Origin of the sequence: Erwinia wuhanensis, assembly GCF_030484085.1 — a bacterium.
Taxonomy (GTDB): domain Bacteria; phylum Pseudomonadota; class Gammaproteobacteria; order Enterobacterales; family Enterobacteriaceae; genus Erwinia; species Erwinia aeris.
The window spans coordinates 109,127-130,853 of record NZ_JAUJUH010000006.1; the positions used below are offsets into that span (position 1 = coordinate 109,127).

At 56.3% G+C, this 21,727-nt stretch carries 19 protein-coding genes; 5 read left to right on the forward strand and 14 right to left on the reverse strand.

Annotated features, from left to right (window positions below):
• Positions 1 to 2: 2 nt before the first annotated feature.
• Together QZH36_RS15260 and QZH36_RS15265 are read left to right on the forward strand one after the other, a co-directional pair.
• Positions 3 to 1,064, forward strand: a complete 1,062-nt coding sequence (locus QZH36_RS15260; RefSeq protein WP_301251546.1) for a sugar ABC transporter substrate-binding protein — start codon at positions 3 to 5, stop codon at positions 1,062 to 1,064.
• Positions 1,065 to 1,502: 438 nt separating this feature from the next.
• Positions 1,503 to 3,887 carry an autotransporter outer membrane beta-barrel domain-containing protein gene (locus tag QZH36_RS15265; RefSeq protein WP_301730581.1) on the forward strand — a complete coding sequence of 795 codons (2,385 nt, stop codon included), beginning with the start codon at positions 1,503 to 1,505 and terminating at the stop codon, positions 3,885 to 3,887.
• A gap of 32 nt (positions 3,888 to 3,919) precedes the next feature.
• Here the strand turns inward: QZH36_RS15265 and QZH36_RS15270 are convergent, their stop codons facing one another.
• From QZH36_RS15270 to QZH36_RS15290, 5 genes are all read right to left on the reverse strand, one after another.
• Positions 3,920 to 4,282 carry a YibL family ribosome-associated protein gene (locus QZH36_RS15270; RefSeq protein ID WP_253456670.1) on the reverse strand — a complete coding sequence of 121 codons (363 nt, stop codon included), beginning with the start codon at positions 4,280 to 4,282 and terminating at the stop codon, positions 3,920 to 3,922.
• Positions 4,283 to 4,352: 70 nt separating this feature from the next.
• Positions 4,353 to 4,892, reverse strand: coding sequence for an MltR family transcriptional regulator (locus QZH36_RS15275; protein WP_253456667.1), 540 nt, complete (start codon positions 4,890 to 4,892; stop codon positions 4,353 to 4,355).
• 65 nt (positions 4,893 to 4,957) lie between these two features.
• Positions 4,958 to 6,106 (reverse strand): mannitol-1-phosphate 5-dehydrogenase, encoded by a 1,149-nt coding sequence (gene mtlD, locus QZH36_RS15280; RefSeq protein WP_301251543.1) that lies wholly within the window; start codon positions 6,104 to 6,106, stop codon positions 4,958 to 4,960.
• Positions 6,107 to 6,193: 87 nt separating this feature from the next.
• Complete coding sequence (locus QZH36_RS15285; RefSeq protein ID WP_301730582.1) at positions 6,194 to 8,125, reverse strand: PTS mannitol transporter subunit IICBA; 1,932 nt, start codon at positions 8,123 to 8,125, stop codon at positions 6,194 to 6,196.
• Positions 8,126 to 8,700: 575 nt separating this feature from the next.
• Complete coding sequence (locus QZH36_RS15290) at positions 8,701 to 9,411, reverse strand: DUF3053 domain-containing protein (RefSeq protein ID WP_253456659.1); 711 nt, start codon at positions 9,409 to 9,411, stop codon at positions 8,701 to 8,703.
• 653 nt (positions 9,412 to 10,064) lie between these two features.
• Here QZH36_RS15290 and QZH36_RS15295 point away from each other — a divergent pair.
• Positions 10,065 to 10,853, forward strand: a complete 789-nt coding sequence (locus tag QZH36_RS15295; protein ID WP_301730583.1) for a DUF4225 domain-containing protein — start codon at positions 10,065 to 10,067, stop codon at positions 10,851 to 10,853.
• Between the two features lie 3 nt (positions 10,854 to 10,856).
• On the opposite strand, the gene QZH36_RS15300 is transcribed toward QZH36_RS15295, so the two are convergent.
• The 9 genes from QZH36_RS15300 to QZH36_RS15340 all read right to left on the reverse strand — a co-directional run bounded on the left by QZH36_RS15300 (position 10,857) and on the right by QZH36_RS15340 (position 20,086).
• On the reverse strand, positions 10,857 to 11,150 hold the full coding sequence (locus tag QZH36_RS15300) for a hypothetical protein (protein ID WP_253456654.1): 294 nt from the start codon (positions 11,148 to 11,150) through the stop codon (positions 10,857 to 10,859).
• A 369-nt stretch (positions 11,151 to 11,519) separates the two neighbouring features.
• Positions 11,520 to 13,121, reverse strand: a complete 1,602-nt coding sequence (locus tag QZH36_RS15305; RefSeq protein ID WP_253456651.1) for a gamma-glutamyltransferase family protein — start codon at positions 13,119 to 13,121, stop codon at positions 11,520 to 11,522.
• Positions 13,122 to 13,136: 15 nt separating this feature from the next.
• Complete coding sequence (locus QZH36_RS15310) at positions 13,137 to 14,012, reverse strand: ABC transporter permease (RefSeq protein WP_301730584.1); 876 nt, start codon at positions 14,010 to 14,012, stop codon at positions 13,137 to 13,139.
• A 2-nt stretch (positions 14,013 to 14,014) separates the two neighbouring features.
• Positions 14,015 to 14,956, reverse strand: a complete 942-nt coding sequence (locus QZH36_RS15315) for an ABC transporter permease (protein ID WP_301730585.1) — start codon at positions 14,954 to 14,956, stop codon at positions 14,015 to 14,017.
• 15 nt (positions 14,957 to 14,971) lie between these two features.
• Entirely contained in the window at positions 14,972 to 16,486 is a 1,515-nt protein-coding gene (locus QZH36_RS15320) for an ABC transporter substrate-binding protein (RefSeq protein ID WP_301730586.1), read from the reverse strand.
• Positions 16,483 to 17,574: an ABC transporter ATP-binding protein gene (locus QZH36_RS15325; RefSeq protein ID WP_253456639.1), complete on the reverse strand. Its 1,092-nt coding sequence runs from the start codon at positions 17,572 to 17,574 to the stop codon at positions 16,483 to 16,485. The genes QZH36_RS15320 and QZH36_RS15325 overlap by 4 nt, the downstream gene beginning before the upstream one ends.
• Entirely contained in the window at positions 17,571 to 18,569 is a 999-nt protein-coding gene (locus tag QZH36_RS15330) for an ABC transporter ATP-binding protein (RefSeq protein ID WP_301730587.1), read from the reverse strand. Before QZH36_RS15330 ends, QZH36_RS15325 begins: the two co-directional genes overlap by 4 nt.
• Entirely contained in the window at positions 18,566 to 19,282 is a 717-nt protein-coding gene (locus QZH36_RS15335; RefSeq protein WP_253456634.1) for a FadR/GntR family transcriptional regulator, read from the reverse strand. Before QZH36_RS15335 ends, QZH36_RS15330 begins: the two co-directional genes overlap by 4 nt.
• A 567-nt stretch (positions 19,283 to 19,849) precedes the next feature.
• Positions 19,850 to 20,086, reverse strand: coding sequence for a hypothetical protein (locus tag QZH36_RS15340; RefSeq protein WP_301251539.1), 237 nt, complete (start codon positions 20,084 to 20,086; stop codon positions 19,850 to 19,852).
• A gap of 131 nt (positions 20,087 to 20,217) precedes the next feature.
• On the opposite strand from QZH36_RS15340, the gene QZH36_RS15345 reads away from it, so the two are divergent.
• Positions 20,218 to 20,511 carry an HTH-type transcriptional regulator gene (locus tag QZH36_RS15345; protein WP_125289253.1) on the forward strand — a complete coding sequence of 98 codons (294 nt, stop codon included), beginning with the start codon at positions 20,218 to 20,220 and terminating at the stop codon, positions 20,509 to 20,511.
• Positions 20,512 to 20,677: 166 nt separating this feature from the next.
• Positions 20,678 to 21,718, forward strand: coding sequence for an NAD(P)-dependent alcohol dehydrogenase (locus tag QZH36_RS15350; RefSeq protein ID WP_301730588.1), 1,041 nt, complete (start codon positions 20,678 to 20,680; stop codon positions 21,716 to 21,718).
• The last annotated feature ends 9 nt before the right edge of the window (positions 21,719 to 21,727 follow it).

Consider the following 21,727-nt stretch of genomic DNA (forward strand, 5'->3'; position numbering starts at 1 on the left):
CGATGAAAAAATTAACGCTTTCACTGCTGGCCGTCAGCCTGCTGACCAGCACTACCGCCTTTGCCGATACGGTTGCGGTGCCTGCCGCTATCGCCAGCCATGACGGCCCCGTTCGCGTGGCGGTGATCCGCAATCTGGGATCTGACGACAACACCACCCAGTTTGTCGCGGGCGCTATCCAGCAGGGCCGCCAGCTGGGCTTTAAGGTCAGCGCCTTTCTGAGCAACGGCGACGACGCCCGCTTTCAGGATTTTGTGGAGCAGGCCATCAGCCAGAAGTATGACGGCATCATTCTGTCGCACGGCAAAGATCCCTACGCAACGGCGCTGGTAAAGCGTATTGCCGATGCGGGCATTAAAGTGTCGGTGTTCGACACGCCGGTTAATCAGCCGATAGCGGGCGTAACCGTGACCGCGCAGGATGACGCGTCGCTGGCGCAGCTTTCGCTCGATCGCCTGGTGAAAGACAGCGGCGGTAAAGCCAATATCGTCAAGCTGTGGGTCGCGGGCTTTCCGGCCATGGAGCGCCGTCAGGTGGTCTATGAAAAAGTGCTGCAGGCCAATCCGGGCATCCATCAGCTGGAATCTATCGGCGCGGTCTCTTCTGACGTGCAGGGCGATACCGCGAACAAGGTGGGCGCGATCCTGGCTAAATACCCTAAAGGCAAAATTGACGCGATTTGGGGAGCCTGGGACGCTTTTGCCCAGGGCGCTTATAAAGCGCTCCAGGAAAACGGCCGGACCGAGATCAAACTCTACAGCATCGATGCCTCTAACCAGGATCTCCAGCTGATGCGAGAGAAAAACAGCCCCTGGAAGCAGACGGTCGCGGTGGACAGCAAACTGATTGGCGCGGTCAATATGCGGCTGATAGCGAACAAGCTGGCAGGCGAAGCAACGCCCGCGACTTATCAGTTCAAGGCATCGGCTATCACGCAGGAGCAGCTGGCCGGACAGGCGGTGAATGTCGCCACGCTGAATAAGCTTATTCCTGGCTGGGGCGAATCAACCGATTTCGTCGCACCGTGGTTTACCACGCTGGCGGCACAGCAGACGAAAAAATAAAGACGATAAAAGCCCGCCCGTGCGGGTTTTTTTACGATAAAAATTGCCAGGAGTTTTCCTGGTAATGACGTTAATCTCCTTTCTTTTTCTTATCTTATCTTTTTTCTCCGAAAATAAACGCCGTAAAAGCGCGCTTTTCTTTCCGCCCTGTTTTGGTATAAAGATACTCTGTTAAAATAAAGTTTCCTCTGTGATAGGCGGATGTCTTTAATTTGTTTTGTTTCAGGGTGATTATATCGCGCATATCAGGAAATTATCTTTCTTTTATATAAGGATAAGAGTGGGGATTTATGAATAGTATTTACGCTTAATTTGTAGCGTTAAAACAATCGAATGAAACATTCTGGCCGGTAGCAAGCGGGTGGGAAGCGGTATGTGCGTCAACACATACCGCGCGTCGTTTCATTCATTTTATTTTCTGATGGAAAATGAGCAATCATGAAAACGACAAAATCGATATTATCAGGTGTCGCGGCTTCGTTCATCCTTTTGCTGCTTCCTGAGGTATCCGTGGCGTTTACGGAAAACGTCGCCGCTGGCGTGCTGGTGGAGGGCGAAATCATCGGCAGTGCCGATGGGGAAAGCACGCAGCAGGTATACGGGACCACTATGCATACCACTATCGATGCCGGAGGCGTGCAGATAATCAACGCTGGCGGCGTCGCTGACAGTACCGTGGTGAACAACGGTGGGAAGTTACAAAACAACGGCGGCAAGGATAGCGCGACGACGGTAAAATCGGGCAGCGCCTTTTTGCTGGCAGGCCAGGCGAACAGCTACGCCCTGTCGAATAACGCGCTGATTGAAAGCGCTGCGCTTGTTGTTATTAATAATTATGTGCAGACGGAGGGCTGGACGATTAATGCCGGTAAGCTGGACCATATTTATATGGAAGGTTCCAGTTCGGTAATGAAAAACACCACTGTTAACGCCGGACGTTTCTGGATGGAGACCGGGAAAACGCTAAATACAACGCTAAACAGCGGCTATTTCGTCAATGTTGAAGGCAGCGATATCGATACCGTTATCAATGGCGGGACGTACTTTCTGGGCGGCACCCGGCAGGCCTACTCGGAAAATTTAACCATAAACAGCAATGGATATGGAAATCTGAACTCCGGGACTATTAATAATGCCACCATAAATGGCTCGCTGATTGTTACGCCTAATAATATCAATCCTGAAGTTTTGTCCTCATTACAGGGGAATATTACGGTAAATGACGCAGGGCGCCTTATTATCGTTACCGGCGCCGATACGGATAAGGCGAGCTATCACGTGTCCGGCTCGGTCTACCTTTCCAGCAACGCTTCCTTTAGCGGCGAGTATTATTTTGCCCTGGGCGATGTCGCCCTGGCAGGCGGCACGGTTATTTACGATCCCAAAGGCTATTCCACGCTGACCCTGAAAACGCTGTCCGGCAGCGGCACGTTTCTGATGGATACGAAAATTTCCGCCTTGCAGGGCGATTTTTTGACGGTGACGGGCCGCGCGACCGGTGATTTCGCGCTTTATGTGATCGACAACGGCGTCAGCCCAACCCACAGCGACAGCCTTCAGGTTATCCAGATTGGCGATGGCGACGCGACGTTTGCGCTGGCGAACAGCGGTGAGGTCGTGGATCTGGGTACTTATCAATATTATCTGGTTGCTGACGGCCAGGGCGGCTGGTCGCTGACGCCGCATAAAGCGGAGGCCGAAGACGATCCAGATCCAGATTCGGATGAGGAGGCGGAAAAACCTTCCCCGGCTGACGACGCGCAAACGGACGCGCCGACAGAGGATGAAGACGAGCCGGATAATCAGGCAGACGTTTTACCTGATAACCAGCCGGATGTGACGCCAGACGAGCAGGACGGGACGTCCGGAGAGGAGGCGGCCGTAGAGCCGTCGCCGCCCGCTGACTATGTCATTACGCCTGCCGCAGCGGCGGTGCTGTCGGTAGCGACCGTCGATCCGCTGATATTCCGTCAGGAGCTGGAAACGCTCAGCGAGCGCCTTGCCAATAGCGACTTCCCTGAACATGACCATAACGTCTGGGGCACGGTGCGCAACGGTCGACTGAACGTCAGCAACGAGGCGGGCGCGGATTATCGGCTCAGCCTCAACTCGTTGACTATCGGCATCGATCGGGTGCAGCAGGGAGCGGAAAGCGCGGCGTGGCAGGGTGTATTCTTCAGCTATGGTCACAGCGATATGCGTTTTCGCGGCAAAGGGATTGGCAAGGCGGATATCGACAGCTGGTCCGGCGGGTTTTACGGCAGCTGGCAGCATGATACCGGCTACTGGCTGGATGGCGTTCTCAAGCTCAACCGCTTTACGCACGAGGTGCGCGCGCGCATGACCAGCGGCGGCGCGGCCAACGGCAGCTTTAATACCACGGGCATCGGCACCGGCATCAGGGCGGGCAAACACTTTCTGGTCGGGGCGGCGAAAGTCACGCCGTGGATCGGCGTAACCGGTTTTACGAGCAACAGCAGCACGCTGTCGTTGAATAACGGCATGAAGGCGCGCATCGGGCCGCAGCGATCGCTGACGGGCGCTGTCGGCGTCAGAACGGAGTATGCGATACAGGTCAGGGAAACGCTGCTGCATCCCTGGGCCAGCATCGGCCTGGAAAGGGAAACGGTGACTAAAAATCGCGTCAGGATAAACGGCGAGTCTTTCAAAAACGAGTTGAGCGGCAGCCGGGGCGTTTATCAGGCAGGGGTCAGAGCGGCGCTGTCATCAACGCTTTCGCTGCACGTTAGCGCAGGTTATATGCAGGGACGTCATATTGAATCGCCGTGGAGCGCGACGGCTGGCGTTAACTGGCGGTTTTAAGAAAGCGGGCGCGGCTGGCGCCCGCCTGAGGATTAAAAAGCGGCTTTCGCGAAGCCGGTTACCTCGGTCAGTCCCATTTCGCGGCCCAGCGCGGTCATCGGGTGCACCACGATCAGGCCGCGTACGCTTTTCTTCAGCGCGCCCATATTGGCCTGCTCTTTTTTGGTGATGGCACGGTTAAAAGGCAGCTGTTTCAGCTTCTGCGCCTCTTTGCTCAGCTTCTCTTCGCGTGCGCCGCGCAGGCGTTCCAGCTCGATAACCAGCTTCTCTTTTTCTTTCAGCAGCTCGCCGAGTTTTTCCGCATCGCCGGATTCCAGCAGCAGCGGCTCCTTACGCGTCAGGGCATCCAACTTGTCGCTGAGCATTTTAATTTCTGCCTGGATTTGTTCTTTCATTATCATTAACCGTAGAGTGGATCATGGGGCAAGGATACACGAAAGCGCAGGGAAGAGCAGGAAGCGCGGGTTACTTTTTGAAAGCCTGACGGGTGCCGATAGGGGAAATCAGCGCCGTCAGCGACAGCACCAGCGTCGATCGTACCATCTGCTGGTAGCGCTGTTGCAGCATGGCGCGCAGTTCGGCATCGGCGCTGCTGAAATCGGGGCGGGGCGGCAGCGCGTCAACGCAGTGCAGCTCGCCAACCGGGCCAAGCAGCTCGTCGTCGGTAAAGCGGTAGTCGGTGCCGTCGTCGTTCAGCGCCTCACGCAGCGCCAGCAGCAGCTCGGCATCTTCGTACTCATGTCGGCCGATCACGCCCAGACCATACACCAGCTTCAGCCGAACCGACAGCTCGCCCAGCGGGCCGTTGCCCAACAGCAGCGGCTCTACCGCGTACTTTACGGCATAGTCATCCTTGCGGAACACCTGTACCACCAACAGATCGATCGCTTCGCCCAGCAGCTCGACGGCCGCCGCGAAAAAGCTTTTGACCGTGCGGCCGGCGTTCAGGCGTTCCAGCACCCGATTTTCAAAAGCCTGGGGTTTTTCCATCAGAGCCTGCATCATTTTATCCGTAAAACCGTACTCAACGTGGCGGGAAAAGCCGGGCCGCCTACTGGCCCGGCCTGCCGTTACGCCATCTCGTTCCAGGCCGCGACCGCCGCCTTCACCACTTCGCTTTCGGCCTCCAGGCCGGAAACCTGCGCCAGCGTGGCCTGCACGCCCTGACGGTTAATCAGCTCTGCCAGCTCCTGCGCCTGCGGATCCTGATCGCTGCGGTAGTGCAGGGCGGCGGCGATACCTTTCACCAGATTGTCGTGCGGCAGCTGATACTCCAGCGTGCCCAGCGTCGGCTTGATCAGGCGATCGCCCGCGCTCAGCTTGCGCAGCGGCTGACGTCCCACTCGCTCCACATCATCCTGCAAATAAGGATTCTCGAAACGGCCTAAAATTTTCTGGATATAGGCGGCATGTTTTGCCGCTTCAAAGCCGTAGCGCTTAATCAGTACCGCGCCGCTCTCTTCCATCGCGCCCTGAACGATGGCGCGCACCTTCTTGTCCAGAATGGCATCGCGAATGGTTGCGTGGCCTGCCAGCTGGCCCAGATAGGCGGTAATCGCATGGCCGGTATTCAGCGTGAAAAGCTTACGCTCGACAAATGCCATCAGGTTATCGGTCAGCTCCATGCCTGCAATGGCAGGCGGTTCGCCTTTAAACTGGGTTTTATCGACGATCCATTCGCTGAAGGTTTCTACCGTGACTTCCAGCGGATCGGTGGTGCCGGCGGCGGACGGTGGGACGATACGATCCACGGCCGAGTCGACAAAGCCGACGTTCGCTTCCACCCAGGCGTGATGCTGTTCCGGCAGCGCTTTCAGCACGTGGTCTTTCAGCTGGCTGGTGCCGCGCACCATATTTTCACAGGCGATAATATTCAGCGGGCGCGCGTTGCCGCTTTCATGACGCTGCACCAGCCCTTTGGCGATGCCGCCCGCGATACGTTCCAGAATTTGCGGGCCGACCGCCGTGGTCAGCAGATCCACTTCCGCAATCAGCGGAATAATCTCGTCGCTGGCGCTGTTGACCGCGTTGACGCCCTTAACGATTTCTACCTGCGCCTGCTCGCCTACCACGTGCACCGGGTATTCGTGACGGGCGTTCAGCGCATCCAGCACCACCTGGTTAACGTCGGCAAAAGTGAGCTGTACGCCCGCGTCCGCCAGCAGCTTGCCGATAAAACCACGACCGATATTACCGGCGCCAAAATGAAGAGCTTTCATAATTTTTCCCATATTAATGAAAGGCCGGACAGGCCCGACCCGAAAAAGAGCCGGGCATGCCCGGCCCTGGGGTAATATCCGGTGCGCTTACGCTGACGGCTTGCCTGACAGCAGATCCAGCACTTCCTGCACGTCATTGGTCGTCGCCAGGCGGGCGATGACGCTGTCGTCATCCAGCGCGTTGGTCAGGCTGGTAATCACCTGAATATGCTCATTATTACGGGCCGCGATGCCGATAACCAGCTTAGCGATATCCTCTTCGTCCTCGCCGAAGCGCACGCCCTGCGGATACTGGCAGAACACGATGCCCGTTTTCAGCACGCGATCTTTCGCTTCGATGGTGCCGTGCGGCACGGCGATGGATTCGCCCAGATAGGTTGGCGTGAGCTTCTCGCGATCCAGCATCGCATCGACATATTCCGGCTCCACGTAGCCGCCCTTCACCAGCTGCTCGCCCGCAAAGCGGATCGCCTGCTCTTTATCGGTAGCGTGATTGCCGAGGAAGATGTTGCCTGCGCCCAATTTGAAAAGATGCTGCTCGCCGTCGTCGTAGCTGTCGCTCAGCGCGGCGGTCACTTTTTCACGGTGGCCCTCGCTGCGGTTTGCCTGCACCAGACGCGAAGTCAGGTCGGTATACAGGCCGCTGTCCAGGAAGTTGGTCAGCGAGATATGCTGCGCGTGCGGCGCCTGACGTATCGCGCGCTCGGTCAGATCGCGGTGGGTAATCACCAGATCCACATCGCCCGGCAGGTTGTTGATAGCGGTATTGGTCACGGAAATATTGCTCAGTCCGGCATCGTTAACCTTTTTACGCAGCACGCCTGCGCCCATGGCGCTGGAGCCCATACCGGCATCGCAGGCAACAATGATTTTACGCACGTGGCTCAGGTCGCCGTTCATGGCATCGGTGGCCATGGCGGTGGACACGGTCTGGCCTTTGGACTGCGCCTTCATTTCAGTGACGCGACGCGCTGCCGCTTCGATATCGTCCTCTTCCTTCACCTTGCTGGTTTTCAGCAGGATAGCGGAAACCACGAAAGAGACGGCAAAAGCCGCTACGATCGCAGCAATGTTCGCAAAGTACGCGCCTTTTGGCGTCATCGCCAGCACCGCCAGGATAGAACCCGGAGAGGCCGGAGAAACCAGGCCGCCGTTCAGCAGCGTCAGCGTAAAGACGCCGGTCATACCGCCCAGGATTACGGCGATAATCAGGCGCGGGTTCATCAGCACATAAGGGAAGTAGATTTCGTGGATACCGCCCAGGAAGTGGATGATAGCCGCGCCGCCAGCGGACTGTTTAGCATTGCCGCGACCGAAGAACATATAGGCCATCAGCACGCCCATGCCGGGGCCTGGGTTAGCTTCAATCAGGAAGAAGATAGATTTGCCGGCTTCGCTGGCCTGCTGAATGCCCAGCGGCGAGAAGATGCCGTGGTTGATAGCATTGTTCAGGAACAGGATTTTCGCTGGTTCAACAAAGATGGAAGTCAGCGGCAGCAGGTTATTCTGCACCATCAGATTCACGCCAGCGGCGAGAATATGCGACAGGCCTTGCACCAGCGGGCCGATAGCCAGGAAGGCCAGGATCGCCAGCAGCATCCCGATAATACCGGCAGAGAAGTTGTTGACCAGCATCTCGAAGCCGCTTTTGATTTTGCCGTCAACGATGCGGTCGAACTTCTTGATCGCCCAGCCGCCCAGCGGCCCGGCAATCATGGAGCCGAGGAACATCGGCATATCCGCGCCGACGATCACGCCCATGGTGGTGATGGCACCTACTACGCCGCCGCGATCGCCGCCGACCAGGCGTCCGCCCGTGTAGCCAATCAGCAGCGGCAGCAGATAAGTGATCATTGGGCCAACCAGCTTGGCCATGGTTTCGTTTGGCAGCCAGCCGGTTGGAATAAACAGCGCCGTGATAATACCCCAGGCGATAAAGGCGCCGATGTTTGGCATTACCATGTTGCTCAGAAAGCGACCAAAGTTCTGCACTTTAATCTTGATATCTGATGAGGACATACAAGCACACCCCTTATTGGTACGCGCCGACAAGAGAGCGCGCTGATTTTTGTTTAAAACGTTGCCCTGTGCAGGCGGACTCTAGCACGCGTCCGCAGCGCTGCGTAGCCACCGGGTAAAGTGTGATCTCTATCACCACATAGCGCGGTGAACAGGGGGTTTTTACGTGAAGCCGATCACATAAAGGACAAAAAACAGGCTGATGCTGTTTATTAAATGGGCTTGCCTGGGAGTGTTATGTGATTGATATCACACTTTGTTTTCGGGACTTTATGCCTGATACGTGATGTGGTTCACAATTTATTTACAGCGGCTGGGCAACCGCTAATATTGTCTGTGGCTGAGAAGGTTTGATGAGCCGAAATGGTCTGTGGCTGAGAAGGGCTGTTGAGCGGAAATTGTCTGTGACTGATAAGGGCTGTTGAGCGGAAATGGTCTGTGGCTGTGAAGGGCTGATGAGCCGAAATGGTCTGTGGCTGAAAAGGGCTGTTGAGCGAAACTTGTCTGTGACTGATAAGGGCTGTTGAGCGGAAGAAGAGGCGGGCCGTTTAAAGCGAGCGGCCCGCAGCAAAATGTTACTGGCCCTGCAGCGCGATTTGCGCCTGACCAAGCGCATGCGCATTGGCAGAAATATTGCTCATCAGCGTGTTGTACTGGGTCGCCTGTTGCTGGGTCGGGAACTGTATGGTCTGACCGTTAAAGGTCACCTGCGAACCCTGCTGCTGCAGGAAATCGCCCGTCTGCACCGCGTCCTGGCTTAGCTTCTGTAATGCAGGCAGCAGCGGCAGCAGCGTATCGGCTGGCTGCGTGACGACCTTGTTATAAAGGTTGTCATACACCGTTTTCAGCTCCGCTGGCTGTTTCAGCCCGGCTTTGCTGCTGTCGGCCTGCGTTTTCGCCGTCTGGATCTGTTGTGCCAGCACCTCCAGCGAACCGCTGGCCTGACGCAGAGAATCGCGACGGGTCAGGTAGTCCTGCGGCGCACGGATAGCAGACAATTCATCCACTACCGGCTTCAGACCGTTATCCACCGCGCGGTTAACCTGCTGGGAGAAGCCATAAACAATAGCGTAGTCGCTGGCGTAATTACCGACACGCTGTTTCTGATCTTCACTAAGGGCGGGCAGATGTTCGCCGCTGCGCATCGCCGTATTTTGCAGAAAATCGATAAAGGCTTTGCGCTGATCCGCTTCTTTATCGCCACAACCCGTTAGCTGAAACACCAGCATCAGCGCCATAAAAGGCGCCAGCAGACGCGTCCAGCCGCGAATGGTTCCTGTCGTCATCGGAAGTAACTCCTGTAATAGAAATGCTACAAGCAAAAGGCGACCTGTGTCGCCTCTGAAGAATAGTTCAACTCGACTGACGAGGATACGGAAATCGGTTGCTTATACGTGAAGAAAATTTAATTTTCGGTTGGAAAGCACTCAGATTTCTGCCTGTGCGGTCGCTTTTCCACAGGTTGTGTAGCCTTGTCGCTTATGTCTTCTTACATGCGGGAAGGCCAGCCTGATTTTGCCTGACTTCACGAAGAGGACGGGCTGCCTTTTTCACAAATTTTTTTGGGGTTCGCGCCAGCAATGTTGGGCCTGGATTACGGCATCCGAATAAATCCATAGCCTGTGTATCTCTCTTTTCTCTGCTCGAGCTGCCGGGCGTTTCTGGGCCCCGAAAAAATAATCCTGTGCCACATCCTGTATAGCCTTTCATATGCCAAATATAACGCTCCCATGCAGCGTTATCCCTCCTATACCGGTTTGTTGATCTTTCCTGTAATCGCTAATTTGTAAACGGCATAGGCACAGAAATCCTACCTGCCAGCGGGAATAGACCCGTTTTATGCAGAAGCAAATTTTCAGCTTCTGGTTAAGCGCCGTAGCTTTGTGCCTGACATTACCGCTGTGGTATACATTTTTGGCACTGATAACAAGGAATCGTTATGGATAACTATCTGGATAAGAATCGCTTTAAAAAAGTTTACCGCATACAGGCAATGGGTAAGGCGGATGCGCTCAGAGACATGGCCAGACAGGCTGGAATACGGCATATCAAAAGCCTGATATTACGCGAAAATTTTAATCGTGAAATGGGCAGTTTTATAGAAGAACAGCTGAAATCGATTAACAGAGCCAGTAGTGAACGAGAATGCAAGTTCTTCCTGGATAATCTACATCAGGAAAAAGCGTTTATTAGTGAGCAGAGCCTTTCTCTTAATATTAAAAATGCCAGGGTTGTGGTGTCAGCAGAGCTGACCAATAGTCTCGGAACATGGGGGTATTTTATTAACGGTGTGGGTGTGATTATAGGGACCGGACAAATAGTGGCCGGAGCAGGTATAGTGGTGACTTCTATACTCACCGGTAATGTAATAGGTGTTATTGCAGGAGCAACTATAGTTTTGCATGGAGCAAATAATGTATACGAAAGTTTTCAAAATATAAAAATTAATCAGAATGATACACAAGGATTCTTGCGTAGTGGTTATGTGAAAACTGCCAAATTCCTCGGTTTCAGCGCGACTACAGGCCGTGCCACATATAGTGTGGCTGACATATCTCTTTCAGGATATGGTTTAGCAAGAATGATTCTTAAACCAGATTCCTGGCGACTTTACCGTTATCTGCCATCAGATTTTATCAGAAATGTAAAAGTTGTTGGAGCGCCTTCATTAGCTTTGGAGGCGCTGGGAGATAGCATTACTCTTAAAAGCATTTACGACCAACGCTAAGAATTATATTAACTTATAATAAATTATCTTGGCTCCCAATTTTACGGGGGCCATAAAATAAAAAACCACAAGGACAATAAAGTAAACAAAAAGGTAAGAGTAAAAGCTACCATTATCAGACCTGATAAACTCAACAACACCAATAGCTGTAATAATAAAGACCATGAGTAATACAACTTTAAAAACTCTGAGCAGGCGCCTTAAGGTTTCATGTATTGTCCAGCCCTCACCTTCTGACATACGTTCAACGTAAATCCTTTCCTTTTCGCTAAGTTTGCTTAAATCCACATTATCCATCGCACCTTTCCTTTATTTGCAAATCCATTATGAGCAATTTTAACCCGAATCTATTATGCAATATAGTATTTTGTGGGTTGGAAAACCTTCGGGAGGCATATTATAGCCGCCCGAAAGATTTTAAGAGAAAAGCAGAATTATGAACGGGCCACTTTCTGAAAAGGTGATCTACATGGCCTTTGCTGTTTCGCATTTAGCTACCAGCTTTTCGAAAAAGGGCGGTCAGTTCCGGCACCAGGATGACTGGATCATTTCTGGCACTGATATAGCCCGCCTGTACGCCGATCCGCCGCTTGCCCATCTGCCAGCCATGCCCGTTGCAGTACGGGCAATCCGAAACTGTGGCTGCTCAAAGGCAGAGCATAAGCCTCAAAATACCAGTGCCTGGCCGTCCTTGCGGCTTTCGGTGGCGGCTATCCAGAATCCCTGCGGATCGCGAACTATCGCCTGCGCGCCGCCGAAGCTGTAGGTCTGCAGCGGATCTTCCACCACGATGTGATGGCCCATCGCTCGTAAGGCGGCAATGACGTTGCGATCTAACGCCGGTTCGACAATCACTTCCCGGCCCGCCACCACGCGCCAGCGCGGCGCGTCAATGGCCGCCTGAGGATTCTGCTTATGCAGCATAATGCGCAGCGCCATTTGTAAATGCCCCTGCGCCTGCATCGGGCCGCCCATTACGCCAAACGACATCAGCGGCTGGCCGTCGCCGTCGAGTGCGAAAGCGGGGATAATGGTATGGAAAGCGCGCTTGCCGGCCGCCACCACGTTGGGATGCGTTTCCTCCAGCACAAAGCCTGCGCCGCGATTTTGCAGGCTGATGCCGGTATCGGGCACCACGACACCGGAGCCGAAGCCCATATAATTTGACTGAATAAACGACACCATCATGCCGTTAGCATCGGCGGTAGAAAGGTAAACCGTTCCGCTCTGCTTCGGCGCGCCAAAGGTAAAATCGCCGGCCTGATGGGGATCGATCAGCGCGGCGCGTTCCCGCAGATAGTCGTCGCTCAGCAGCAGTTCAGCAGGAAACTCCATGTGCTCTTCGTCGGCGATATAACGTTCCAGATCCACCAGCGCCAGCTTCATCGCTTCAATAGAGAGATGCAGCCACTGCGCCGAATCCGGCTCGTAACGCTCAATATCCCACTGTTCCAGAATGCCCAACGCCATCAGCGTGGCGATGCCCTGACCGTTCGGCGGCAGCTCCTGCACCGAACCGCCGGCAAAAGGGCGGGAAAGCATCGTCACCCAGTCGGCGCGGTGGTTGTGCAAATCTTCCAGCGTCAGCGCCGCGCCGTGCTCTTTGGCGAAAGCGGCGATTTTTTCCGCCAGCTCGCCGCGGTAGAAAGCTTCGCCGTTGGTGGCGGCGATTTTCTCCAGGGTTTCCGCCTGGCGAGGATTGCGGAACAGCTCGCCGACGCGCGGCGGACGGCCTTCGGGCGCAAAGCAGGCGCTAAAGCCTGGCTGATCGCGCAGCTTCTGGTAGCCGCGTTCCCACAGGTGCCCTATCAGCGGCGACACCGGAAAGCCGTTACGCGCATAGTCGATGGCCGGCTGGGCCAGCGTGGTTAACGGCAGCGTACCGAAACGCTCCGCCAGCTCAACCCAGGCGGACACCGCGCCCGGCACGGTTACCGAATCCCAGCCAATCTCCGGCATCGCCTGCAAATGGGCGAAGGTTTCGCGTGACCAGGCGGCGGGTGCGCGGCCTGAAGCATTCAGCGCATGAAGTTCGTTGCCGTCCCAGACGATAGCGAAGGCATCGCTGCCAATGCCGTTGCCGGTCGGCTCCACCACGGTCAGGGCGATAGCTGTCGCAATCGCCGCGTCCACCGCATTACCGCCCAGCTGGAGCATTTTGATCCCGGCCTGTGCCGCCAGCGGCTGCGAGGCGGCGACGGCGTTGCGGCCCATCATCGGCACGCGATAAGACGGATAGCCCACGTTAAAATCACTGATTCCACTCATAGCGGTTCCTTAAAGTTAATCGTTGCGCGGATCGAGCGCGTCGCGCAGTCCGTCGCCCAGCAGATTAAAACCCTGCACAATCAGAAAAATGGCAAGGCCGGGAAAAATCGACATCCACGGTGCCTGTTCAAGAAAGCCTTTGGCGGTGTTGAGCATCGCGCCCCAGGAAGGATTGGGCGGCTGCTGGCCCAGGCCCAGAAACGACAGGCTCGCCTCGGTAATAATGGCGGAAGCGACGGCCAGCGTGGCCTGCACCAGGATCGGCGACAGCACGTTGGGCAGCACATAGCGCAGCACGATCCAGCGATCGGGCAGGCCGATAGCGCGCGCGCCGTCGATATACTCTTCGTTACGGATAGCAATCACCTGGCCACGCGTCAGGCGGGCGAAGATGGGCATGGCCGACAGGCCGATAGCGATCATCGCATTACCCAGGCTGGGGCCAAGAAAAGCGCCCAGCGCAATCGCCAGAATCAAAAAAGGACAGGCCAGCAGCGCTTCGATAAAGCGTGAAATCACGCCGTCCCACAGGCCCTGTCGGTAACCGGCAATCAGCCCCAGCGGGACGCCAATCAGAATGGCGATCACCACGGAAATACAGCCTGCCAGCAGCGAAGTGCGCGCTCCCCAAATCATCCTCGACAGAATATCGCGCCCCAGTTCATCGGTGCCGAGCCAGTGCATAGCGGAAGGCGCTTTGCGCACGGCCAGGAAATCGGCTTTGATCGGATCGAAAAGGGCCAGCCAGGGCGCGAGAAGCGCCATCGCCACAAACAGCGCCACAATCACCGCGCCGATCATCGCGCTTTTATTGCCGAGAAATTTTTTCAGCACCCGATTAGTGGGCTTGCGCAGGGTCGCCGCGCCGCCAGCCGTCAGAACTTCACTCATGGTCAGCCTCGCATTTTCGGGTTAATCAGCACGTAAAGCACATCGGCCAGCAGGTTCAGCAGCAGAAAGCCAATAGCCACCACCAGCACCACGCCCTGCACCACGGCATAATCGCGGTTAAACACCGCATCGACGATCATCTTGCCGAAGCCGGGCAGGGTAAAAACCTGTTCGGTCAGCACCGCGCCGCCCAGCAGTTCGCCAAACAACAGGGTGGTCAGCGTGATCACCGGCACCAGCGCGTTGCGGAAAGCGTGCTTCAGGATCACCTTTTTCGGCAGCAGCCCTTTGGCTCTGGCGGTGCGGATATAATCCGCCTTCAGCACGGCAATCATCGAAGCGCGCGTATGGCGCATCAGCGTCGCGGCCAGGCCCGTTCCCAGCACCAGCGCGGGCAGCAGCAGCGTTTTCACATTTTGCGACACGCTCTCGCTCAGGCTGACGTAGCCGGAAGCGGGCAGCCACTGAAGATGCACGGAAAAGAGCAGGATCAGCAGAATGCCCAGCCAGAAATGCGGCACGGAGATACCGGAAAGCGCCACGAAATTGGTGGCGTGATCGACCCAGCTGTTTTTCCGCACCGCCGCGACGATGCCCATGCTGATGCCAACCAGCAGCGCCACTAGCATCGCCAGCAGCGACAGTTCCAGCGTCACCGGCAGCTTGCTGCTAATCAGCGCGGTCACCGGTTCCTGAGTACGAATAGAAGTGCCGAGATCGCCCTTCAGCGCGTTGCCCAGCCAGTAAAAGTACTGCGAAGGCAGCGGATCGTTCAGGTGATAATGCTCTCTTAGCTGCGCAATTACCGCCGGGTCGCGCTCTTCGCCCGCCATCGCGAGGATCGGATCGCCCGGCAGCAGCTTTTGCAGCGAGAAGACCATTATGCTCACCAGAAACAGCGTCGGGATCGCCAGCAGCACGCGTTTACAGATCAGTTCCAGCATGGTCGCTCCTGCGCCTTACGGCGTCATCGTTACGCCAGCCAGGCGCACCAGCCCGTCCGGCCAGGCCTTAAAGCCCTGGAGTTTTTTGGTCATGCCAAAAATACGCGGTTCAAAATAGAGGTAAGCGATCGGCATATCGTTTTGTAGCTGCTGCACCACCTTGTTATACAACGCCTGACGGGCGGCTATATCGTTGGTCTGGCGGGCTTCGGACAGCCAGCTATCCACCTGTGGATTGCCGTAGCGGCCATCGTTCAGGGTGCCTTTGCTGTTGATAAACGCGAAGATGCTGCCGTCGGGATCGGGACGGCCTGACCAGCCGGAAAGGCTGAGCTGAAAGTCGCCGCGCTGCTGGCGATCCAGCAAGGTAGCAAACTCGCTCATTTGCAGATTCACGTTAAAGCCCGCCTCGCTGACCATGGCCTGGATCACCTGGCCTACCTGCTGCGAGGTGGGATTGTTGGTGACCAGCAGCGTTACGTTGAGCGGCGTTTTCACGCCGGCGGCGGCAAGCAGCGCTTTGGCTTTTTCCACGTCGCGCGCGGGAACGGGCAGCTTAACGTGGTAAGGGCTGACGGGGGAGAAAGCCTGATTAGCCGGCGTGTACTGGCCTTCAAACGCCACCTGATTCAGCGCGTCGCGATCGATAGCCAGCGAAAAAGCCTCACGCACGCGGGCATCTTTTGCAAACGGGCTGTCCGGCGCGGTTTTGCCATTAGCGATATTAAACGTGATGCCCTGATAGCCCAGTCCGGTGACTTTGACCAGGCTCAGGCGGCTGTCGGCGGTAACGGTTTTGACATCGCTGGCGGCAATGCCTTCGGTCAGATCGAGATCGCCGGAACGCAGATTAGCCAGGCGCACCGAGGCATCGGGAATGGGCAAAAAAACCACCTTATCAAAATGATAGGCCGACTTATTCCAGTAGTGGTCAAAGCGTTTCAGGACGATGCGATCCTGCTGCACCCGGCTGGCAAACTGATAAGGGCCGGAACAGACCGGATGCATGGCAAAATCAGGCTTTACGGCGGCTTTCGGCGCCAGCATTGTGCCAGCGCGATCGGTCAGCTGGCTGAGCAGCGCCGCGTCGGCATTTTTCAGATGCAGAATAACCTGAGAAGGCGAAGCCACCTCCACCGACTCAACGGAAGAAAGCTCGCTTTTACGCAGCGAGCCGGGCAGCGTCATGGCACGATCGAGATTAAATTTTACCGCAGCAGCATCAAACTTTTCGCCGTCCTGAAAAGTCACGCCCTGGCGCAGGTTCATGGTTAACGTTTTGCCGTCCTCGCTCCATTTCCAGTCGGTCGCGAGGCCCGGTACCACCTGTAGCTTTTCATCAATATCCACCAGACGATCGCAGAGCGCGGCAAAGACAAAGCGGCCATAGTAGGTGCGGGCAAGGTGCGGGTCGAGCATATCCGGATCGGCGCCCAGGCCGATCCGCAGCGTGCTTTCCGCCTGCGCCGGTAAGCTGCCCAGCAGCAGCAGGCCACTAAGGGCGGCGAGTGAAGTATGGCGTAGATTCATGGCGTTATCTCTCCCAAAGAGGTTAAAGCGCGGTGTTTTACCGCCCGATCGAATAGCGCGCGACGGCGCAGAAAAGCGTCTGAAGGCGGCGTAACGGTGATCACGCTGCGGTCACGGTTGATCTCCTGCCAGCGGTGGCAGGCCACCTGGCGGCCACCGGCAATCACCTGTTGAATAGGTTCCAGCACGCGGCATTCGTCGCTGACGTAAGGGCAGCGCGTATGAAAACGACAGCCCTTTGGCGGCGCGGCGGGATTGGGCAAGTCGCCCTGCAAAACGGGAATTTGGCGAGCGGCACCCGGCTGCAATCGGGGAGCCGAAGCGATCAGCGCTTGGGTATAGGGATGCAGCGGCGCATCGAAAATTTCCTCTACCGTCGCCAGCTCTACAATCTGCCCCAGATACATCACCGCGACGCGATCGCTCATATGGCGGATCACGCCCAGACCGTGCGCCACCACGATCATGGTCAGGCCGAACTGCTGCTTCAGGCTTTCCAGCAGATTCACTACCTGCGCCTGTACCGACACGTCCAGCGCCGAAACCGGCTCATCGCCCAGCAGCAGCTTCGGGCCGGAAGCCAGCGCGCGGGCAATACCGATACGCTGGCGCTGGCCGCCGGAAAACTCATGCGGATAGCGTCGTGCCCAGACGGCGGGAAGGCCAACCGTTTGCAGCAGTTCGGCGACTTTTTCCTGCCGTTGGCTGCCGGATAGCGACTCGTGCAGCCATAAGGGTTCGCCGACGATATGCTCCACGGTCATGCGCGGGTTAAGCGAGGCGAAGGGATCCTGAAAAATAATCTGTAGTTCACGACGCAGCTGATTCAGACGTGCGCCGCTGGCTTTGGTGATCTCTTCGCCCTGATAAAAAACCTGCCCCTGAGAAGGGGCCAGCAGCCGCAGCAGCAGCCGACCCAGCGTCGATTTGCCACTGCCTGATTCCCCGACAATGGCCAGCGTTTCGCCCGGCATCACCTGCAACGAAATGCGATCGACAGCCGTGACGTGGGGGTTGCGCTTAAATAGCCGCGTCGGGCCAGGAAAGGTTTTTGTTAAATCGCTACATTCAAGGATGGGTAAGGTCATGCGCATTCTCCAGACGTCACGTGCTCTTCCAGCGGGGCGCGAAAACAGGCGACCTGATGGCGGATGCCGATAGCTTGCAGGGCGGGTTTATGCTGGTGGCAGCGTTTTTCGGCAAACGGACAGCGGGTGGCGAAGCGGCAGCCCTGGGGCATCTGTTCCGGCAGCGGCACGGCGCCAGGAATGGTGGCCAGCGTAGTGGTGCGGGTAGCGGCGCCGGGAATGGAACCCATCAGGCCAATCGTGTAGGGATGCTGCGGATCGCGGAAAATTTCCGCGACGTCGCCGGTTTCGACCACCTGTCCGGCATACATCACCGCCACGCGCTGCGCCACTTCGGCAACCACGCCCAGGTCATGCGTAATCATCAGCACCGCCGTGCCGGTTTCCTTCTGCAAGCTGTTAAGCAGCGCCAGGATCTGCGCCTGGATGGTAACGTCCAGCGCGGTGGTAGGCTCGTCGGCAATCAACAGCTTTGGCCGGTTGATGAGCGCCATCGCGATCATCACGCGCTGGCGCATCCCGCCGGAAAGCTGGTGTGGATAGGCTTTCAGCCGCATTTCCGCCGCCGGGATCTGCACCTTTTCTAATATTGCCAGCGCTACGGCCATCGCTTCACGGCGGTTTACCGCATGATGACGCATCACGGCTTCGCTCAGCTGATCGCCCAGCGTGAAAGCGGGATTGAGCGAGGTCATCGGCTCCTGAAAAATCATCGCCAGCTCGTTGCCGCGCAGATCGGCATAGTCGCGTGCGTTCAGGGTTTGTAGCGGCCGATTGAGAAAAGTGATTTCGCCCTGAACGATCTCCGCGCTGTCGGGCAGCAGGCCCATCAGCGCCAGCGAGGTGATGCTTTTACCGCAGCCGGATTCGCCGACCAGCGCCAGCGTTTCGCCAGCTTCGACCTGAAGCGAAATATCGTCCAGCACGCTGACGGGACTGCCTTTAAAACGAACGTTGAGCTGGCGCAGAGCCAGCACCGGCGTTGTGGCCTTCATGGCAGCTCCTCTTTATCACCGCTGAGCGCTTCGATGAGCGCCTGTTGCAGCGCCAGTAAATGTTCACGCATGGCCGCGGCGGCCTCCTGCGGCTGCCGCTCCGCGATATGTTGCACCAGCCGCTGATGATGGTCGTCGTAGCTGTGCAGCCGATCCGTCGTTCGCGCCAGCACGCGCAGGTGTTGCCAGCCCGGATCCCGGCGAACCGCGTCGACCGCGTCGAACAACCCCAGCATCAGACGGTTGCCTGCAGCTTCGGCGATAGCCCGGTGAAACGCGCTGTCCCACAGTTCGTGCCGATCGCTGTCGTCCGGGGCGATGCTCTGCATCCTCTCCATCAGCCGCTGCATCAGCGCAACCTGCTCGCCGCTGGCCCGCAGGGCGGCCAGACGAGCCAGCCCCGGCTCCAGCTGAATACGGGCCTCCATCACTTCCAGCAGATTTGAGCGCTGCGGCAAATCGTGCAGCGCCAGCGGCTGAACCGGCGCGGCCGGGCCGACAAACGTGCCTTTACCCTGCTTGCGCCAGATGCGGCCTTCTTCTTCCAGCACGTCCAGCGCCCGGCGGATCTCACGACGGCCCACGCAAAACCGTTCGGCCAGCTCCCGTTCAGTAGGCAGCGGGTTAGCCGGTTGGGCTTCCTGCTGCTGGATCAGCTGGCGCAGCTTTTCCAGCGCGGAATGGGAACTGGTGGAATTTGTTGTATCAGTCATGATTGGTTCGCTTCTTCAGCCCCTGAAATAGTGCGACGGCAGCGGTAATCGAACGGCCAGCCACGGAGATAACAGAGGCAAAAAGCGAACCAATATTGAATTGGTACGGCAGAGCGGCGCGGTTATTTACGTAAGCGTTTGAATTTAAATATTATAAATTTTACCTGTTCAGCCGGGTGGGAAACGGCAGGCAGTAAGATGCCGCTTTTTGGTGCAGATGTGGGCAGACATAAAGCGCCACCGGCGTGCAGATTAATGGCGGGGCATAGCAAATTGACCAGATAGCTTTTTCCGTAGCAGTAAAGGAGAGGCGCCAAATAATCAATCTGCCGGATTGTTAGTAATGGCATTTTTAATAATTAATCGGCCAGATTGTTATTAACAGGATTTTTAGCGCCGCCGAATAATCCATCTGTCGGATTGTTATTAATAGAATTTTTAGCGGCGCGGAATACTCACCCTGCCAGATTGTGAATAATCAAACGCTTAACCGGGCCGAATGTGGCGCAGGAACGCTCTGTTCTACGCCAGCGGCAAAGAGCAAAACCGCCACGCTGACGGCTACGCTTAATCTGCCCTAATGCGCCGCTTTATTTTTTCTGTCAGCAGCAAAGTTATCCATGTGTTAGGAATTTTCTGATAACTACCGTTCTGCTTACTCTCTGTCCAGTTTCCTGTAATCGTTACCACCTCAGGCCCCGTATGGCGTAGCCTGAAGCCGTCTGTCGGGATGTAAAGATTTTTGGCGTTCAGGTTTAAAAAATAGTCAAAAATTTGAGCGCAAAAGTTTGAGTTTGCGCCCATACTAAAAATCCTGGCGTTAACCTGCGCTGTCTCAATGAGCTCCTCAGGCTGTTGTTCGCCAGCATTCGGGATCTGGGCCTCAGATCCTCCCTCTGGTTGTTCACATTCGTGATTTTTATGAGGAGTGCTCTATGGAAGTTAAAGACCCAATGGGTGAGTTGTTGTCCAGCCTTGAGCACATTGTGCTTACGCGTGAAGTTATCCAGGCCGCTCCCGCATTAAAGGGTGAAGTGTTAATGCCCGAACCAAAACGCATACGGGAAATTACCGGCATGGAAGTTGATGAGTTTGCCCTGGCAATGGGCGTTAGTGTTTCCTCGGTTAAGAGCTGGGAAGCGAAGCGCAGTAAACCTTCGCGCAGTGCTCAAAAATTAATGCTGTTGATCCAATCAAATCCTTGTCTCAGCCGTGAGCTGCTGGGATAGTAAAAAACGGTCTTTTGCTGTGCCAGTAATTGAAAAACCCGCCCGCTGGCGGGTTTTGTGTTTTAAGCGAGGCGTCCGGCGCTCATATTCTCATTTACAATTCCGGCTTGCCCCGGCCCGCGCATTTCTCTACTCTACGCGGCTTTGCCCAACAGGGGACAGCCACATGCAGGTTAAAGGCCTGGCAGCAAAATCTGCCACTACTTCTCTTGAACCATTCGAATTTCAACGCCGCGAACTGCAAGCCGGCGATGTGCATATTGATATCCACTACTGCGGCGTTTGCCACTCCGATCTGCATATGGCGCGCAACGAATGGGGCGTCAGCACGTTTCCGCTGGTGCCCGGCCATGAAATTGTAGGCCGCGTGATTGCTACCGGCAGCGACGTTAGCACCTTCAAAGCGGGCGACCTGGTCGGTGTCGGCGTGATGGTCGACTCCTGCGGCCACTGCTCGCAGTGCAGTCAGGGCGAAGAGCAATATTGCGAAGCGGGCTTTACCGCTACCTATAACGGCGAAGAGAAAACGATCGGTGGTAAAACCTTCGGCGGCTATTCCGACAGCATCGTCGTAGACAGCAAGTTCGTGGTTAACGTGCCGGAAAACCTGACGCTGAGCGCGGTCGCGCCGCTGCTGTGCGCGGGCGTAACCACCTGGTCGCCGCTTAAACACTGGAATATTCAGCCCGGCCAGCGCGTGGGCGTTATTGGCCTGGGCGGTTTAGGGCATATGGCCGTCAAGCTGGCCAGCGCGCTGGGCGCGGAAGTGGTGCTGTTTACCACTTCGCCGGCCAAAGGCGAAGATGCGCTGCGCCTGGGTGCCAGCAGCGTGGTGGTGTCTAAAGATGCAGAGCAGATTGCGGCGCAGGCCAACAGCCTCGACTTTATTCTGGACTGCGTGGCCGCACCGCACGATCTCGATCCTTATCTCAACGCGCTGAAAACCAACGGTCATCTGGTGCTGGTCGGCATCCCGGATGCGCCGCACAAGTCGCCAAACGTGACGCCGGTCGTCTTTAAGCGTCTGAGCATTTCCGGCACCTCTATCGGCAGCATTGCGGAAACGCAGCAGATGCTGGATTTCTGCGGCGAGCACAACATTGTGTCAGACGTGGAAGTTATCCGTCTGGAAGACGTAGAAATGGCGTTTGAGCGGATGCTGAAAGGCGACGTGAAGTACCGCTTTGTGATTGATATGAAAGCGTAAGGCTAAAAA

Bases quoted from the DNA above. Each gene is read 5' to 3' on its own strand.
- QZH36_RS15260 (WP_301251546.1), top strand. From the start codon at position 3: ATGAAAAAATTAACGCTTTCACTGCTGGCCGTCAGCCTGCTGACCAGC.
- QZH36_RS15265 (WP_301730581.1), top strand. From the start codon at position 1,503: ATGAAAACGACAAAATCGATATTATCAGGTGTCGCGGCTTCGTTCATC.
- QZH36_RS15270 (WP_253456670.1), bottom strand. From the start codon at position 4,282: ATGAAAGAACAAATCCAGGCAGAAATTAAAATGCTCAGCGACAAGTTG.
- QZH36_RS15275 (WP_253456667.1), bottom strand. From the start codon at position 4,892: ATGATGCAGGCTCTGATGGAAAAACCCCAGGCTTTTGAAAATCGGGTG.
- mtlD (WP_301251543.1), bottom strand. From the start codon at position 6,106: ATGAAAGCTCTTCATTTTGGCGCCGGTAATATCGGTCGTGGTTTTATC.
- QZH36_RS15285 (WP_301730582.1), bottom strand. From the start codon at position 8,125: ATGTCCTCATCAGATATCAAGATTAAAGTGCAGAACTTTGGTCGCTTT.
- QZH36_RS15290 (WP_253456659.1), bottom strand. From the start codon at position 9,411: ATGACGACAGGAACCATTCGCGGCTGGACGCGTCTGCTGGCGCCTTTT.
- QZH36_RS15295 (WP_301730583.1), top strand. From the start codon at position 10,065: ATGGATAACTATCTGGATAAGAATCGCTTTAAAAAAGTTTACCGCATA.
- QZH36_RS15300 (WP_253456654.1), bottom strand. From the start codon at position 11,150: ATGGATAATGTGGATTTAAGCAAACTTAGCGAAAAGGAAAGGATTTAC.
- QZH36_RS15305 (WP_253456651.1), bottom strand. From the start codon at position 13,121: ATGAGTGGAATCAGTGATTTTAACGTGGGCTATCCGTCTTATCGCGTG.
- QZH36_RS15310 (WP_301730584.1), bottom strand. From the start codon at position 14,012: ATGAGTGAAGTTCTGACGGCTGGCGGCGCGGCGACCCTGCGCAAGCCC.
- QZH36_RS15315 (WP_301730585.1), bottom strand. From the start codon at position 14,956: ATGCTGGAACTGATCTGTAAACGCGTGCTGCTGGCGATCCCGACGCTG.
- QZH36_RS15320 (WP_301730586.1), bottom strand. From the start codon at position 16,486: ATGAATCTACGCCATACTTCACTCGCCGCCCTTAGTGGCCTGCTGCTG.
- QZH36_RS15325 (WP_253456639.1), bottom strand. From the start codon at position 17,574: ATGACCTTACCCATCCTTGAATGTAGCGATTTAACAAAAACCTTTCCT.
- QZH36_RS15330 (WP_301730587.1), bottom strand. From the start codon at position 18,569: ATGAAGGCCACAACGCCGGTGCTGGCTCTGCGCCAGCTCAACGTTCGT.
- QZH36_RS15335 (WP_253456634.1), bottom strand. From the start codon at position 19,282: ATGACTGATACAACAAATTCCACCAGTTCCCATTCCGCGCTGGAAAAG.
- QZH36_RS15340 (WP_301251539.1), bottom strand. From the start codon at position 20,086: ATGGGCGCAAACTCAAACTTTTGCGCTCAAATTTTTGACTATTTTTTA.
- QZH36_RS15345 (WP_125289253.1), top strand. From the start codon at position 20,218: ATGGAAGTTAAAGACCCAATGGGTGAGTTGTTGTCCAGCCTTGAGCAC.
- QZH36_RS15350 (WP_301730588.1), top strand. From the start codon at position 20,678: ATGCAGGTTAAAGGCCTGGCAGCAAAATCTGCCACTACTTCTCTTGAA.